Source organism: Candidatus Babeliales bacterium, assembly GCA_035455925.1.
GTDB lineage: Bacteria > Babelota > Babeliae > Babelales > Vermiphilaceae > SOIL31.
Genome location: DATIEE010000017.1, coordinates 1 through 14439, shown reverse-complemented (window position 1 = coordinate 14439; position 14439 = coordinate 1). Strand labels below are relative to the sequence as shown.

General features: G+C 32.0%; 16 protein-coding genes. 7 read left to right on the top strand and 9 right to left on the bottom strand.

What is annotated here, in order from left to right:
- From VLB80_02860 to VLB80_02850, 3 genes are all read left to right on the top strand, one after another.
- A partial coding sequence (locus VLB80_02860) for a tail fiber domain-containing protein (protein HSC25135.1) occupies positions 1–2214 on the top strand: 2214 nt, incomplete at its 5' end.
- An 86-nt stretch (positions 2215–2300) separates the two neighbouring features.
- Positions 2301–4085, top strand: a complete 1785-nt coding sequence (locus VLB80_02855) for a tail fiber domain-containing protein (protein ID HSC25134.1) — start codon at positions 2301–2303, stop codon at positions 4083–4085.
- Positions 4086–4248: 163 nt separating this feature from the next.
- Positions 4249–5268 carry a hypothetical protein gene (locus VLB80_02850; GenBank protein ID HSC25133.1) on the top strand — a complete coding sequence of 340 codons (1020 nt, stop codon included), beginning with the start codon at positions 4249–4251 and terminating at the stop codon, positions 5266–5268.
- Here the strand turns inward: VLB80_02850 and VLB80_02845 are convergent.
- The gene (locus tag VLB80_02845; GenBank protein HSC25132.1) at positions 5265–5492 is read right to left on the bottom strand and encodes a hypothetical protein; all 228 of its coding nucleotides are present in this window, start codon (positions 5490–5492) and stop codon (positions 5265–5267) included. The genes VLB80_02850 and VLB80_02845 overlap by 4 nt on opposite strands.
- A gap of 240 nt (positions 5493–5732) precedes the next feature.
- On the opposite strand from VLB80_02845, the gene VLB80_02840 reads away from it, so the two are divergent.
- Both VLB80_02840 and VLB80_02835 read left to right on the top strand, forming a co-directional pair.
- Complete coding sequence (locus tag VLB80_02840) at positions 5733–6551, top strand: ABC transporter ATP-binding protein (protein HSC25131.1); 819 nt, start codon at positions 5733–5735, stop codon at positions 6549–6551.
- 11 nt (positions 6552–6562) lie between these two features.
- Entirely contained in the window at positions 6563–7357 is a 795-nt protein-coding gene (locus VLB80_02835; GenBank protein HSC25130.1) for an ABC transporter permease, read from the top strand.
- Positions 7358–7368: 11 nt separating this feature from the next.
- Here the strand turns inward: VLB80_02835 and VLB80_02830 are convergent, their stop codons facing one another.
- From VLB80_02830 to VLB80_02795, 8 genes are all read right to left on the bottom strand, one after another.
- On the bottom strand, positions 7369–8115 hold the full coding sequence (locus VLB80_02830; GenBank protein ID HSC25129.1) for a hypothetical protein: 747 nt from the start codon (positions 8113–8115) through the stop codon (positions 7369–7371).
- A gap of 124 nt (positions 8116–8239) precedes the next feature.
- On the bottom strand, positions 8240–8710 hold the full coding sequence (locus tag VLB80_02825) for a crossover junction endodeoxyribonuclease RuvC (GenBank protein ID HSC25128.1): 471 nt from the start codon (positions 8708–8710) through the stop codon (positions 8240–8242).
- Between the two features lie 78 nt (positions 8711–8788).
- Entirely contained in the window at positions 8789–8947 is a 159-nt protein-coding gene (locus VLB80_02820) for a hypothetical protein (protein HSC25127.1), read from the bottom strand.
- A gap of 73 nt (positions 8948–9020) precedes the next feature.
- Positions 9021–10394: a replicative DNA helicase gene (gene dnaB, locus VLB80_02815; GenBank protein HSC25126.1), complete on the bottom strand. Its 1374-nt coding sequence runs from the start codon at positions 10392–10394 to the stop codon at positions 9021–9023.
- An 8-nt stretch (positions 10395–10402) separates the two neighbouring features.
- Positions 10403–10846 (bottom strand): 50S ribosomal protein L9, encoded by a 444-nt coding sequence (gene rplI / locus VLB80_02810; GenBank protein ID HSC25125.1) that lies wholly within the window; start codon positions 10844–10846, stop codon positions 10403–10405.
- A 115-nt stretch (positions 10847–10961) separates the two neighbouring features.
- Positions 10962–11123, bottom strand: a complete 162-nt coding sequence (locus tag VLB80_02805; GenBank protein HSC25124.1) for a hypothetical protein — start codon at positions 11121–11123, stop codon at positions 10962–10964.
- 8 nt (positions 11124–11131) lie between these two features.
- A complete protein-coding gene (locus VLB80_02800) occupies positions 11132–11554 on the bottom strand; it encodes a hypothetical protein (protein HSC25123.1) in 423 nt (140 codons plus the stop codon).
- Between the two features lie 65 nt (positions 11555–11619).
- The gene (locus tag VLB80_02795) at positions 11620–11811 is read right to left on the bottom strand and encodes a hypothetical protein (GenBank protein HSC25122.1); all 192 of its coding nucleotides are present in this window, start codon (positions 11809–11811) and stop codon (positions 11620–11622) included.
- Positions 11812–11937: 126 nt separating this feature from the next.
- On the opposite strand from VLB80_02795, the gene VLB80_02790 reads away from it, so the two are divergent.
- Entirely contained in the window at positions 11938–13785 is a 1848-nt protein-coding gene (locus VLB80_02790) for a hypothetical protein (protein HSC25121.1), read from the top strand.
- A 134-nt stretch (positions 13786–13919) separates the two neighbouring features.
- Positions 13920–14439 (top strand): hypothetical protein (locus VLB80_02785; GenBank protein ID HSC25120.1); only part of this gene is annotated, 520 nt, incomplete at its 3' end.

Here is a 14439-nt window from a genome sequence, read left to right as displayed (position 1 = left end):
ATTGGCGATGTCACCGGAACGCAGGGTGCAACAATTGTAAGTTCTGTTGGTGGACAAACTGCTGCAAATATTGCTGCAGCAACTGTGCTTGCAAATGCAGCAACAAGTACAAATTCTGCAAATACTATTGTTAAGCGTGATACTTCAGGAAATTTCTTAGCCGGTACAATAACTGCTAATTTAACAGGAGCAGCATCATTAAATGTGCTAAAAGCTGGCGACACTATGACAGGAACGCTTATTATTCCAGCAGGTACTGCAGCTGCTCCATCAATTCAATTTACTGGTAGTACCAATACAGGATTATCGTCTGCAACAGCCAACACACTTTCATTTGATACTAATGGTGTTGAGCGCATGAATATTAGCGCAACAGGAAATGTTACAATTAATGGGCTGAATACTCTTGGAATTGTACACAATAATATAGGAGGATTGCTTACAACATCATTAATTGTGAATGCGGATGTTGATCCAGCTGCTGCAATTATTGATACTAAATTAGCTACTATTAGTACTACAGGTAAAGTTGCTAACTCGGCAACAACTGCAACAAATGCTAATACGGTAAACGCTATTGTTGCTCGTGATGCTTCCGGAAATTTCTTAGCCGGTACAATAACTGCTAATTTAACAGGAGCAGCATCATTGAATGTGCTAAAATCTGGTGACACTATGACAGGAATACTCGTTCTTCCAGCAGGTACATCGGCAATCCCTTCAATTCAATTTATTGAAGGCACTAACACAGGATTATCGTCTGCAACGGCCAACACACTTTCATTTGATACTAATGGTACAGAGCGCATGAATATTGGTGTCACAGGAAACATTACAATTAATGGATTAACTAGTTTAGGTATTGTACATAATAGTGCTGCAGGGCTACTCTCAACTTCGTTAATTGTAAATGCTGATATTGATCCAACTGCTGCAGTTGCTGATACTAAACTAGCAACAATTACAACTACAGGTAAAGTTGCTAACTCGGCAACAACTGCAACCAACGCTAACACGATAAATGCTATTGTTGCTCGTGATGCTTCTGGTAATTTTTCAGCAGGAACGATTAGTATTACGGATGGAGTTTACAATGGAAATATTATTTTGAACACAGATCCAAGTAGTTCTACTGCGGGTAATATTTTAAAAGGTGCGAATAGGTTTATACATAATTTTGGTACGAATAATACATTTGTTGGATTAGACGCAGGTAATTTTACGATGACTGGTACGGGTTTTAATGTTGGCATTGGAAATAATGCATTGTTAGCAAATACAACAGGGAATCAAAATACTGCACTAGGAGTAAATACGTTAGCAAGTAATACAACAGGAGTTACTAATATTGCAATTGGCGTTAATGCATTAACCACAAATACATTTGGAGGTGCCAATATAGCAATTGGCGTTAGCGCATTAACAGTAAACATAAGCGGAGGCCTTAATACTGCTATTGGACATAATACAATGAGCAATAATACTACAGGATCACAAAATACAAGTATCGGTCACAACACTCTTACTGCAAATACAACTGGAATCCATCATGTTGCAGTGGGAGTTAATGCATTACTTGCCAATACAACAGGCATTGATAATACTGCGATTGGTTATAATACGCTTAGCGCTTGTACAATGGGAAGTAATAATATTGCAATAGGTTCAGGATCTGGCGCTATAGTAACAACAGGAACTGGCAATATTTATATTAATTCTATAGCCAGTTCGGCAACTGAGACTAATACGATACGTATTGGAACAAATCAAACTAATTGTTTTATTCAAGGTATTAATGGGGTAACATCTCCTTCCTCAACAGCCGTTCGTATCAACGCAGCTGGTTTACTTGGGACTGTTAATTCATCAAGAAGATTTAAACACGATATACAAAATATTGATGATAAATCAAATGATATATTTCAATTACGCCCCGTAACTTTTATATACAATAATGATGAAACAGAATCTTTACAATATGGCCTTATAGCTGAAGAAGTGGAGGAGATATTTCCTACAATTGTTATCAAAGATTCGCAAGGTTTACCCGTTACGATACAGTATGATGTTTTACCTATTTTGTTATTGAATGAAATAAAAAAACAACAAATAACTATAGAAAAACTTAACGAAGAAACCTTCAAACGTGATGCACTTATACAGAATCTTCTCGAACGTATTTCTGCTTTAGAAATGAAAATAAAAACAGTTTAAAAATGAATTTGATTTTACTTAATCAATATGTTAAAAAAAATATGAGTTGTAGTTGAATATGTTTTATTTTAAAAGAAGGATAGTCGATGAAGCCAAAAATATTTTCTGGTTACACGTCTTATATATTATATCTTACTTTTTTAGGTGCAATTTCACCTTTATCAGCTGATGAACAATCAGAATCTCAAATCCATTTGTCGGAAGTAGAATTACAAGAAATATTTAACAACCCAAGACGTTCTTATATTTATGTTGGAAAAGAAGCTAGTGATATTGCACAAGTGATTACAGAGATAAGTAAACTTGATACTAATGAAAACTCTTTAGTACATGGATTAGCAAAGCATATCGAACAAGGCTTTTCTATAGGTAATTATGATGCAGTTGCACAAGCTTTAGAAGAAGCAGAAGTTGTTTTACACGACAATGCTAAGAAATTAGATAGCGATAAGTCACTTAGCCTAACAAGATCGTTAAATATAATAATTGAACAAGTGATAGAAGAAAAATTAAATCTTGATGCCGAATCATTGTCATTTCTTAAAAATTCCGTTGATACAACACAACAAGATGCAACACGTTGTGGGTTAAGATTATTAGTTATTAAAGAAAAAATGGATGTTCTTGGTAAAGCTAAATTTTTTAATGATGTAGTTTTCAAAGATGATGTAAAATTTGAAGATAAAGTTAAATTTGAAGAAGACGTAAAATTCAAAGAAAATGTTATTATTGAAGGTGACTTATCAGTAACTGATGGAGTAGTTATTGGAGGTACTTTATCAGTAACTAATGAAGTAATTGGCTGCGACCTAACGGTTGGTTGTAATATTTCTATGAATGATTCCATCAGCGCTGATGTTGGTAATGTTATTAAAGCAGGCGATCGATTCATTCATAATTTTGGTGGATCACAAAATACATTTGTGGGAAAAGACGCTGGTAATTTTACTATGACTGCCGATTCTAATACAGGCATTGGTAGTTCAACATTATTTTCTAACACTACTGGTGTTCAAAATACTGCACTAGGAACAGATGCTTTATTTAGCAATACAACAGGAACGACTAACGTTGCTGTTGGATTTAATGCATTAGGCAGTAATACATTTGGTGGAGCTAACGTAGCAGTTGGTGTTAATACTTTAGGACTTAATACAAGTGGAGGTCTTAATACTGCAGTTGGCCATACTGCTTTGGCTAACAATACTACTGGATCACAAAATACCGCTACAGGTCATAATGCTCTTACTGCAAACACAATAGGAACAGAGAATGTTGCAGATGGCGTTAATGCATTAATGTCAAACATTAGTGGAATACGAAATACTGCCACAGGTACATCAGCATTACCAACAGTAACAACAGGAAATACAAATATAGGAATTGGATTTACTTCAGGAAATGGACTGACAACTGGTAGCGGAAATATTTACATTAATGCTGTTGCAGGATCCCCAACAGAAAGCGCAACAATACGAATTGGTACCGCTCAAACAAGCACTTTCATTGCTGGCATACGCGGTGTTACAACCGGAATTGCTGATGCAGTAACAGTTCTTATAGATTCAGCAGGTCAACTTGGTACAATTTCATCTTCACGAACAGTTAAACATAACATAGAAAATATGAATGATGATTCATCAAAAATCTATCAACTTCGCCCAGTAAGTTTCGTTTACAATGGTGATACAACAAACAAAAAACAGTACGGCTTGATTGCTGAAGAAGTTAATACAGTTTTTCCTGAAATTGTTGTTAAAAATCAGCAAGGTGAACCAGAAACTGTTCAATATCATGCATTACTAATACCACTTTTAAATGAACTGAAAAAATTAGCTGCACGTGTAGTAGTTTTGGAAGAACGTTTATAATAAAATAGCTAGATTGAAGAAAAAAGCTCCGCAAACCATGCGGAGCTTTTTTCTTCAATCTATATTAAGATGAAACCAGATATTTTGTACAATAATTGGAAAAATAACTGCTATGCGATTTTTCTATTGTTTATTTTATTTTTTACTTTTATATGCATTTATAATGAATGCAACCAATTATATTTATCCTGTTGCATCTCTTAATAATGGGGTAATAATTTTATATATTTATCAACAATCTACAACCTGCATAGAATTATTTGAATGGAACACCATCACTAACACTATAGAACAAATTTTGTGGTCATTATTTAATCCTGCAGGATTACAATTACTTCCTAATAATGTAGGTTTTAGCTTTATTGATAATGGACGCTTGCGTGTTAAATTATTTCATAAAAGAGCTCCAAAAGCAATTGATTTTGATGAACCTCTTTTTCATATTAATTCCCTTCAATGGATTAATGAACATATGTGCTATTGTAGCGCACAAAATAATGATCGTTTTTCAATTTTTGAGTTATATGACAATGGAGTAATAAAATGTTTGATAACAGAACATGACAAGGATTTTATGTATCCTCAAAAAATTAATACACAAATTTTTTACATTGAACGGTACAAAAAAGAAGATTCTTACTTTTATTATCATATCATGCAAATGGATTATCCTAGTAAAAAAATGAAAATGAATGATACTTCACAAGCTACCGTAGTTGCTAGTTTTAAGAATAAGCCAATTATTTTTTTAACCATGGAATCAGAACAAAAAGGATTTGTGCTAGAACATATGGATACAATAGAAGATAATTCTGACGTAATGTTGTTTTATTATCATTGTATTATAAAAAAGGATAATGTTTGGCAAACAAAATATTTATTTTCCTTTGAAATTCCTACTTATTTATTATTACATGGTGAGCAATCTTTGTATGAATCAATTCTGCCGTTGTTGCCAAGAATTATTAATAATAAAATCTATTTTGTTGATTGCAGTGAAAATAAAAATTATAACCTTACCCCTTATTATTATGATTTAACAACCGAACAGCGCAATAAAGTTATAGTTCCAGAGCAAAAAGGACATTATTTTGTTCCCATGCTATGCGGAAAAAAAATGTACTGTGGTGGAACAAAGATAAATTCTACTGAACCGCTTTTTATATGTAACAATTTTAATTAAGAAATAATAATTACAGAAAACATTTGGCGTACATAAGGAATTTTATTACGCATAAGACATAAAAATAAAAGCATCATTGAAGTAATACTACCGCCTATAATCCAAGTTTTTACATCATACAACCACCACGTTTTGTCATCTCTCAGAGATTTTGCGTCATAATCTTTTAAAATTGGAAAACGTCCTAAAAAATCTTTTTGAATATTTTTTTCTAATTTTTCCATGTGATCGCTCATGTCAATACATACATGAATCAATTTTGCCTTATAAGCTATAGAAAATTTTGAATCAAAAAATACATAAAAGTGGTATGATTTATTGAAATTTAATATAAGGATTTATAGTGTCAGTACTTGTTGTAAAAAATCTTACCAAATCGTTTTCTTCAGGATGTTGGCCATTTACCACATCTTCAACATATACTGCAGTCCATGAGGTTTCTTTTAATCTAAAAAAAAGGTGAAATTATTGGTTTTCTCGGGCCAAACGGTGCAGGAAAAACAACGACGATTCAAATGCTTTTAGGGACTTTAACGCCGAGTAGTGGATTAATTAGTTATTTTGGAGTTAATTTTGCAGATTATCGTATTGTTGCGCTCAAAAAAATTGGCTATGCAAGTGGATATGATATGTTGCCTAAACGATTAACAGTAATTGAAAATCTTAATATCATAGGGAATATTTATGGTATTGCTAAGTTACATCGAATGCATCAGATTGAAAAGTTATTAAAAACTTTTGGAATGTGGCATATGCGGGATCGACAAATTGGATCTCTTTCTGCTGGTCAGGTAACACGTGTTATGCTTGTCAAAGCTTTTATCTCAAATCCAGAAATTGTATTACTTGATGAACCGACAGCTTCTCTTGATCCAGATGTTGCATATGAAGTGCGTCAATTTATTTTGGCACAACGTAAAGAACGCGAAATATCTGTTTTGATTACTTCACATAATATGGGCGAAGTATCTGAACTTTGTGATCGTGTGCTTGTGCTTAAAAACGGAAGCATTATTGCTAATAATACACCAGACCAACTTGCACAGTTAACATCAAATATCCGTGTTAATTTAACCATTGTGACTGATCTAAAACATGCTATAGAATATGTTCATCAATTGCAACTGAGATATAGTGTACAAGCAAATAATTTAACCATTGAACTTGACGAACATGCCATTGCATCATTTCTGGCAAATTTGGGTGATCGTAAAATTATCTATTCACATATCTCTATTGATAGACCAACACTTGAAGATTATTTTTTAAGCATTGCAAAATAAGAAGGACTTTTATGTTTTCATGCACATCAATTTGGGCAGTAGTATTGCGTTATATGCTTATGCTGAGACATGACCTTAATTTTGTCTTAGGTACACTGTATTGGCCTTTGCTTGATATCGTAACATGGGGATTTCTGGGATCATGGATTGCGCAGTCTCAAGCTGTAGAATTCCATAATTACGAATCGGTTGCATTACTTGGTATTCTTTTATGGCAAGTAGTTGGTCGAGGTTGTAATATTATATGTTTAACATTTTGCGAAGAATTATGGGCAAACAATATAGTTAATTTGTTTTCATTACCGCTGCGAATAGGCGAATGGATGTGTGGTATAGTGCTTTTTAATGCAATAATGATGTTCATCATGAGTCTCATTTGTATGTTGATTGTATCACTCTTATACAATATATCAATATGGTATATAGTATCAACATTTCTCATATTCCTACCGCCACTCTTTTTTTCCAGTATTTGGATTGGATTTACGTGTCTAAGTATTGTGGCGACATTAGGTAGACGTGCAGCAGAACTTGGATTTGCTCTTGCATGGTTATTATTACCATTTAGTGGAGCATACTATCCAATTGAAATATTACCTTTTTGGGGCCAAATTATAAGCAATTATTTACCTATGAGCTATATATTTCAAGGTATGCGGAAATATGTGATATATCAACAAGATCCAACCATCTATTTAATTAAGGGATATGTATTGAGCATCTGTTATGCAATAAGTGCGGTTATATTTTTTATTTATTGTTTTAATCGCAGTAAACAAAAAGGGTTAGCTCGATTAATGCATTAAAAAATATGAAATCAAATAAGAGTATTATTTGTAATTATTTTTTCGCATATAAGAAATTTTAACAATAAAATCATTATCGAAACAACACTAACCCATTTTGTTATAAAAGATCTAATATTATATAACCACGGTGTTTCATTATTGTTTTTTAAAATAAGAGATCTTACATCATGTGTTTTTAAAATTGGGTAACGTTTTATCAGATCATTATTTAGGTTGGATCCAACATTTTTCTTTTCAACTAAAACTAATGGAGAACAACCATCCTTAGCAAAAATTATATCTCTTATATCTTCAGGAATTTCCATAGCTTTTTGATAATCTTCCAGTGATAATTTTGTATTAATAACTCCATGAGGAGTAAGTTGATAAAGTCCCACAGTTTCTTCTTGATCGGTTGCGATCGGCTTATTGTCAGAATTTATCTGATAATGATTGTAAAGAACCTCAAGTCCTTTAGTATTTCTTTGAGAGTAAAGCATTATATTAACAAAAAAATAACGCTTTTGCTCTTCTATGTAATTACGTACTACGTGAGACCACTTTTTAATGTTAGCATCAAATTTATCATGATCATTGTTGTAATTATTTAATGCATTACTAAGCGGTAAGCAACCAAATTCAATTCCTAATTTATTATATCTATTATCTCCAGTAATTAATTTTTTATGTTGAAGAGGTATTACTGACAAATCACACATTCCCATTAAAGAAACATTTGTTATAGAAAGAAGAATAAAAAAATTGTACCGTAGCATATCATACACCTTTTAAATCTAATATAATTATAGAAATACTGTTAATTAGCATAATGCAATATGCATACATTAACAATTAATATATATTAAATAATATATTTTTAATTTTTTAAAATAAATTCTTTTAATTGCTTGACCATAAACCACACAACGTTACAGCCAATGCATCAGTGACATCTTCTTTTTTAGGCACTTCCATTCCAGGAAATAATTGTAAAACGACACGCGCAACCTGATCTTTTGTTGCACCACCAAAACCAGTAACCGATTGCTTTACTTCACATGGTGCAAATTCTTGTAGTGTTGTTTTGTGTTGATGAGCCAGAAGATACAGTATGCCACGCAAATAACCAAGTTTAAGAAAGTTTTGAGCGTTTTTACCTAAAAATGGAGTTTCAAGTGCAATTACTGTAACGCCCCATGTCTTAACTTTTTCATCAAAAAATTGATGAAAAATACCAACTCTTTCAACAAGGCTATCAGATGATGACATGGTAAGATGACCATAATCAAGAAGAAGGGCTTGTCGTCCTTCTTTCTTTAAAATACCAAATCCTGCATATCTAAAGCCTGGATCAATGCCAAGAATTACCACTTTTTCCCTTTTTTATACTATAAATCTACCATTAAAGAAGCATCAACTAAATTAGGAAAATTTTTATTATTAAAAATGTTATTTTTTAGATATAACTATAGAATTTTTTTGAAACATTGCATGCTCTCTACCAGTAAATAAAGCAGTGAATCCTTGATACAATAACCCTCCAATAACTAACGCAGTAAAAGCACTCAAAATGACTTCATCTTTTTTAGAAAAAAATCTACTTTTCATCATCGCCCCTTCCCATAACATTGCAGATTGTATAGTGTATAGCATTGAAAAAAAATCAAAAAACTTTTACTTATTAGAAATCAGTACTATCCTCAAATTTAGTTATTTCTCTGATGAAATTCATATGTACTGTTCCTGTTGGTCCGTTACGTTGTTTTCCTATAATTAACTCTGCTGATGCAGGATTTTCCGTTTCTTGGTTATATACAACATCGCGATATAAAAACATAATTAAATCCGCATCTTGTTCAATAGCTCCTGATTCGCGTAAATCTGAAAGCATTGGACGCTTATCCATACGACTATCAACAGCTCGTGATAATTGTGATAATGCAATTATTGGAATGTTGAGCTCCTTAGCTAATGCTTTTAATGATCGCGAAATATCAGAAACTTCTTGATGACGATTTTCATGTTTTTTACTAGAATGTAATAATTGTAAATAATCAACTATTAAAATATCTAATCCTTCGGCCTTTAATTTACGTGCTTTTGCTCGTAAATCCATAATAGTAAGCATAGCAGTATCATCGATAAATATTTTCATTTCTGCTAACTGTGCTGCAACATTAGTTAAATCGATCCATTCATCTGATGTAATAGTTGCATTTCTGATATTATGATGCCCAATACCTGACTCAGCCGACAAAATACGTAAGGTAAGTTGTTCAGCCGACATTTCAAGTGAAAAAACTCCTGTTTTAAAACCATTGCGAGCTGCCGTAAGCGCCATACTCATAGCTAATGCTGTTTTTCCCATTGATGGCCGGGCTGCAAGCACAATAAAATCACTATTCTGAAAGCCAGATGTCATTTGGTCAAGATGTAAAAAACCTGATGGAATTCCTGTGATTCCTTTTGTATGGCTTTTAATATCAGAAAGATGTTGAAATGTTTTTTTTAGCCAAATATCGAGTTGTATAAAGCTATTACTAGATCGTTTATTGGAAATATTAAAAATAATTTTTTCTGCATCATCAAGAACAGCATCAATTGAATTTTGATCTTGGGTATAGCAATTAGTGATAATTGTTGCAGCAGAATTAATCAATTGCCGTAATATCGATTTTTCTTTAATAATAGTTGCATGCTGAACAATCAAGCCGACCGAAGGTATGTCTTCTTGTAATGTGACAAGATAAATAATACCACCAATAGCATCGAGTTGATTTTTTTTTGTTAATTCATCTTGTAAGGTAACAATGTCAATACGTTTATGCTTTTGACCTAAATCAATAATTGCTTGATAAATAATTTTATGAGCAGAATTATAAAAATCATCAGGTAGAATAATTTCTGATATAGTACTAATGTATTCATCATTTAATAATAATGCTCCAAGTACAGCTCGTTCTGCATCACCATGCGCAGGAAGTGTTTTACCCAATATGGTTTCAACAGCGGGTTGTTTAGGAGCAATAGCACTATGTTGATAATTTTTATTCATATAGACTTTTATTCAGCTATAATTGTTACGGTTACAGCTGACTTTAGTTTGCTCGTTAATTTAATAATTACTTTAAAAGATCCTTTTGATTTGAGCGATTTATCAAATTCTACTTGACTTTTGGTAATACAAATGCCCTTTTCTGCTAAAGCATCAACTATTTCTGATGCATTAATAGACCCATATAGCTGGCCGTTGTCGTGCATTTTGCGTTTTAAAGTCACTGCAATAGTGCTTAATTTCTCTGCAAGCATAGATGTTTGAGACGCTACTACTTCCTTACGATTTTCAACTTTACGAATTTTAGAAAGATATTGGCCTTTATTATGAGATGTAATTTCTATTGCTAATCCCTGCGGAATAAGAAAATTACGCGCAAAACCATCACCGACTTTGATAATTTCTCCAGCTAGTCCTATTTTTTCGATATCTTGACGTAGATATACTTCCATATGATTCTCCTTTTGACAGTCAATTATATTTTTTGCCTATACATCAACATTTTTAGTATAACTCAAAAAAAATAACTTGAAAATAAACGATTTTAATTAAATTAAGAAGAAGTGCTTACTTTGAAGCCGTTTGTTCATACATTTCTCGTTCTCGTGCCAACAACATAAAAAAAGAACTTGTACGTATGACCGCGTGCATAAGAATAAGAGCAATAGTCATTATGATAATAATGGTTAATATTATCGATCCAGTCTGTGGTGCGGGATAATTTTTCATTAACATCCTTATGTGAGATATGCATAGCAGATAATGGGTTTCTTTGGATCAGCCATAGGCGTCATGATTAATTCTATTCCTATAGCTTTATTATTGTTGTCTCTTGTAAAATTAAAAGATGATTTTAAAAGTTCTGTAGCAACAATACTTGTAATCTTGTTTTTCCATTTTTGATCATATATTCCTTCTATTCTTACCAAACAATTATCATAGAAACACCATCCAATATCATGCTTATCATCTATTTTCCAAATAATCTTTTGACTGTTCATTACCTTCCAACTATTATTTAATTTCCTCATTGCCCGTATATCTCGTATAAATAGATCAGATGCAATATGCAAAGCAATGATTGATTGGCATTTACGCATTGCTGAAATAGACGGAATAATAAGTGATAATATACTATGGCAAGAAAACAATATGATCATACTAAAAAGCGTTAAATATAATAAAAACGATAAAAGAGAGAAGCCTTTTTTATAATACATAGTATTTATTTCTTTTGATTTATATTATTTTTTTCACTCTCATTGCGTGTAAAAGAAAAAAACTCAATGCGTTTTAATGCTTTCTGTTGCGTGATTTTAACTTCAATTATATAATGAGTTATGAGTAGGATTAAAAAAGTTGATAATAACAATCCAAACATTAACTCAATGAGGAGAAATCCATTTTTAAGCTTCATTAATCGATATACCTTTATAAAAACAATAGTTTTGAATTAAAAAGTTATGTAAACTATACCGATAAAGTAAAAATTGACGCAATAGATCAATTATATTAAATAATATAAAAGCAAAAGGTATTTATTATGACGTATCGTATTATTTTTTTTCAGTTAATAATGAGCATGTTTTTTGTTGTTATATCTTCTCCGGTAATAGCTCAACAGTTTCCTAGTGGAATGCCTTCAATGCAAGAAATAGAGGAAATAAATAAAACGGTAGAAGAATATATGTCTAGCCTCTCACCCGAAGAACTGACTGAGTTTAATCGTCAGGTCGAAATAATGACGCAAACATTTGAAAATATGAATGAAGATGAATTTGAGAAGTTCTTAACTGAAATGTTTAACGAAGACCAAATGATGGAATCTGCTCCTTTTGACATTAGTCCACCGCCAGCGCCAGAAGTAGCGGTTGAAGTTGTTTTGAATGCAGAGGATAAGAAAAAAGTTGAAACAGCTTTAACGATACTTCATGACATTGTTACGCAATCTAATTTATTCATGGTTATTGTTAATAGTTCTGTTGATCTACCAGATCGTATAAATCGATGGGGTACCAAAGGAGACATACCCAATTGGCCAGTGGGATCAAGTTGGAATACATTAAAAGTAGAACTTGAAACATTCCTTCAAAAATTACATAAAGCTGAAGATCAAGATATTGTCACTAAAAAATATAAATATCTTTTTGATTTGATTGCTGATGAAGCACTTTATAATAATTTAATCCAGTTGCAAACAGAACTTAAATCCTTATTGCCTGCAATTAATATTCCTGAATTTAATATTCAAAAATTAAGTACTTCATCGAAAACAGCAATAAAAAATATTCTTAAAAAATATACCGAAGCTTTCTATTTACTTGGAATACCGAAATCTCTTGATGCTCTTTTTGAAAAATATGCACCAGAAGAAGAAAAAATACGCCTTGCAGAAGAAAGTGCTACAAAGAAAGCTATTGAAGCTGCAAAAATACCACGCAACCCTGTCTCTCCAACTGAAGCTGGTTTTGAATCAGAGTCAGGATATGATTCAAGTTATAGTTATGGTGGCGGCTATGGGGGATCGGATTATAGTAGTTATTCTCCTTATGATTATTCATCTGATTATGGCTATTCTCCTAGTTACGGTAATTCATATGGCTCTGATTCCTCCAGCGCTAGTGTAGGAAAATCAAGCGGCGGCAATCGTGGAGGTAGTAATGGGTCAGCGAGTGGTTACCGCAATCAATCTGATGGAGAATCAAAAGAAGATAAAAAAGAAGTTGAAAAAGAAAAAAATAAGCAATTTACTCCTAATATAAAAATCGAACGAGCTATTGCTGATATTGCAACTGGTTTTAAAGATATTAAAACAGCTATGAATGATGAGGAAAATAACCCAACAAATCTTGGAAAGCTTGCTGCAACCATTATAAAAAATGATATTGATGTTGTTTTAGCTGGTTCCACCTTGCCAAATATAGTAGATAAGAGAATCATTGCTATGAATGATGCTATAGAAACAATTGATAAGGAAAAGCTTACAAGCAATGATTTAAGACATTATCAACAAGAATTACGCAATTTGGTTGATAAGAATAAAATATATCTTGAAACATTGGATAGTAATATTAGTGTTTTTGAACACAAAACAGCAGAAGAAATTGAAAAAGCAAAAAAAACAGCTAAAAAAGATGAAGAGAAAACAACAACTGATATCTCAGAACTTACACCAGAAAAACGATGGGCATATTTTGATGGTTCTGAAGAAGATCTTCCTGCAGGCGATGCAACTACTAAGCTAAAGGAAACAATCACTTCTCGATCATCTTTATTTTCAATTAAAAAGAATATTGATAATTTTTTTGATAAGACAAAAAAATTATTAGAGAAAAAAAGTGAAATTCCTGTTGTGCAAAAAAAGAAACAAGAAGTAAAATCTTCCGAATAATACATTTTTTTATTACAAGGAAAAGGACATGTAGATATATGTCCTTTTCCTATTTAGCACCTAATTTTATGCAATTTTATTTTTCACAAGAACGCAAACAATAAATTTTATACACAAAAATAGTAAGAAAAAATATGAAATATAATCAACTTCTTTTCATTATAATTTGTTTTTCAATAACAACCCTATCTGATGCAATGGATAGTAAAAATAATTCTTTAGATAAATTTCTTGAAATAACTACAGTGGAAAACCCATGGCGTGCGAAATATATCACAAACAAAACTATTGTTATTGTTGGTGATCGTGGGAATGATTATGGATGTACTTTTATAGATCTAAAAAAAGAAAAGATACAACATATAAGTAGTTTTTGGGATGATTTTAGATATGTATCGATTGCATGTTTACAAATTCATAATAAAAAAATAATTAATTCGCACGGTAAAATACTAACAATATATGATGCGCAAACAGGTACGAAAGAGCAATTTGTAGAAAGACAAAAATCTATTAGAGCGTTTGCGTGTGATTCATCTGATAATCTTTTTCTCTGTTACGGTGAAGGAAATAAAGGCATAATAACAAAGTATAATTATATAACAAAAGATACAATAGATATTTCTATTTCTCGTAGTTTTTGCGATATTATGT

Bases quoted from the DNA above. Each gene is read 5' to 3' on its own strand.
- VLB80_02855 (HSC25134.1), top strand. From the start codon at position 2,301: ATGAAGCCAAAAATATTTTCTGGTTACACGTCTTATATATTATATCTT.
- VLB80_02850 (HSC25133.1), top strand. From the start codon at position 4,249: ATGAATGCAACCAATTATATTTATCCTGTTGCATCTCTTAATAATGGG.
- VLB80_02845 (HSC25132.1), bottom strand. From the start codon at position 5,492: ATGGAAAAATTAGAAAAAAATATTCAAAAAGATTTTTTAGGACGTTTT.
- VLB80_02835 (HSC25130.1), top strand. From the start codon at position 6,563: ATGTTTTCATGCACATCAATTTGGGCAGTAGTATTGCGTTATATGCTT.
- VLB80_02830 (HSC25129.1), bottom strand. From the start codon at position 8,115: ATGCTACGGTACAATTTTTTTATTCTTCTTTCTATAACAAATGTTTCT.
- VLB80_02820 (HSC25127.1), bottom strand. From the start codon at position 8,947: ATGAAAAGTAGATTTTTTTCTAAAAAAGATGAAGTCATTTTGAGTGCT.
- dnaB (HSC25126.1), bottom strand. From the start codon at position 10,394: ATGAATAAAAATTATCAACATAGTGCTATTGCTCCTAAACAACCCGCT.
- rplI (HSC25125.1), bottom strand. From the start codon at position 10,846: ATGGAAGTATATCTACGTCAAGATATCGAAAAAATAGGACTAGCTGGA.
- VLB80_02805 (HSC25124.1), bottom strand. From the start codon at position 11,123: ATGAAAAATTATCCCGCACCACAGACTGGATCGATAATATTAACCATT.
- VLB80_02800 (HSC25123.1), bottom strand. From the start codon at position 11,554: ATGATCATATTGTTTTCTTGCCATAGTATATTATCACTTATTATTCCG.
- VLB80_02795 (HSC25122.1), bottom strand. From the start codon at position 11,811: ATGAAGCTTAAAAATGGATTTCTCCTCATTGAGTTAATGTTTGGATTG.
- VLB80_02790 (HSC25121.1), top strand. From the start codon at position 11,938: ATGACGTATCGTATTATTTTTTTTCAGTTAATAATGAGCATGTTTTTT.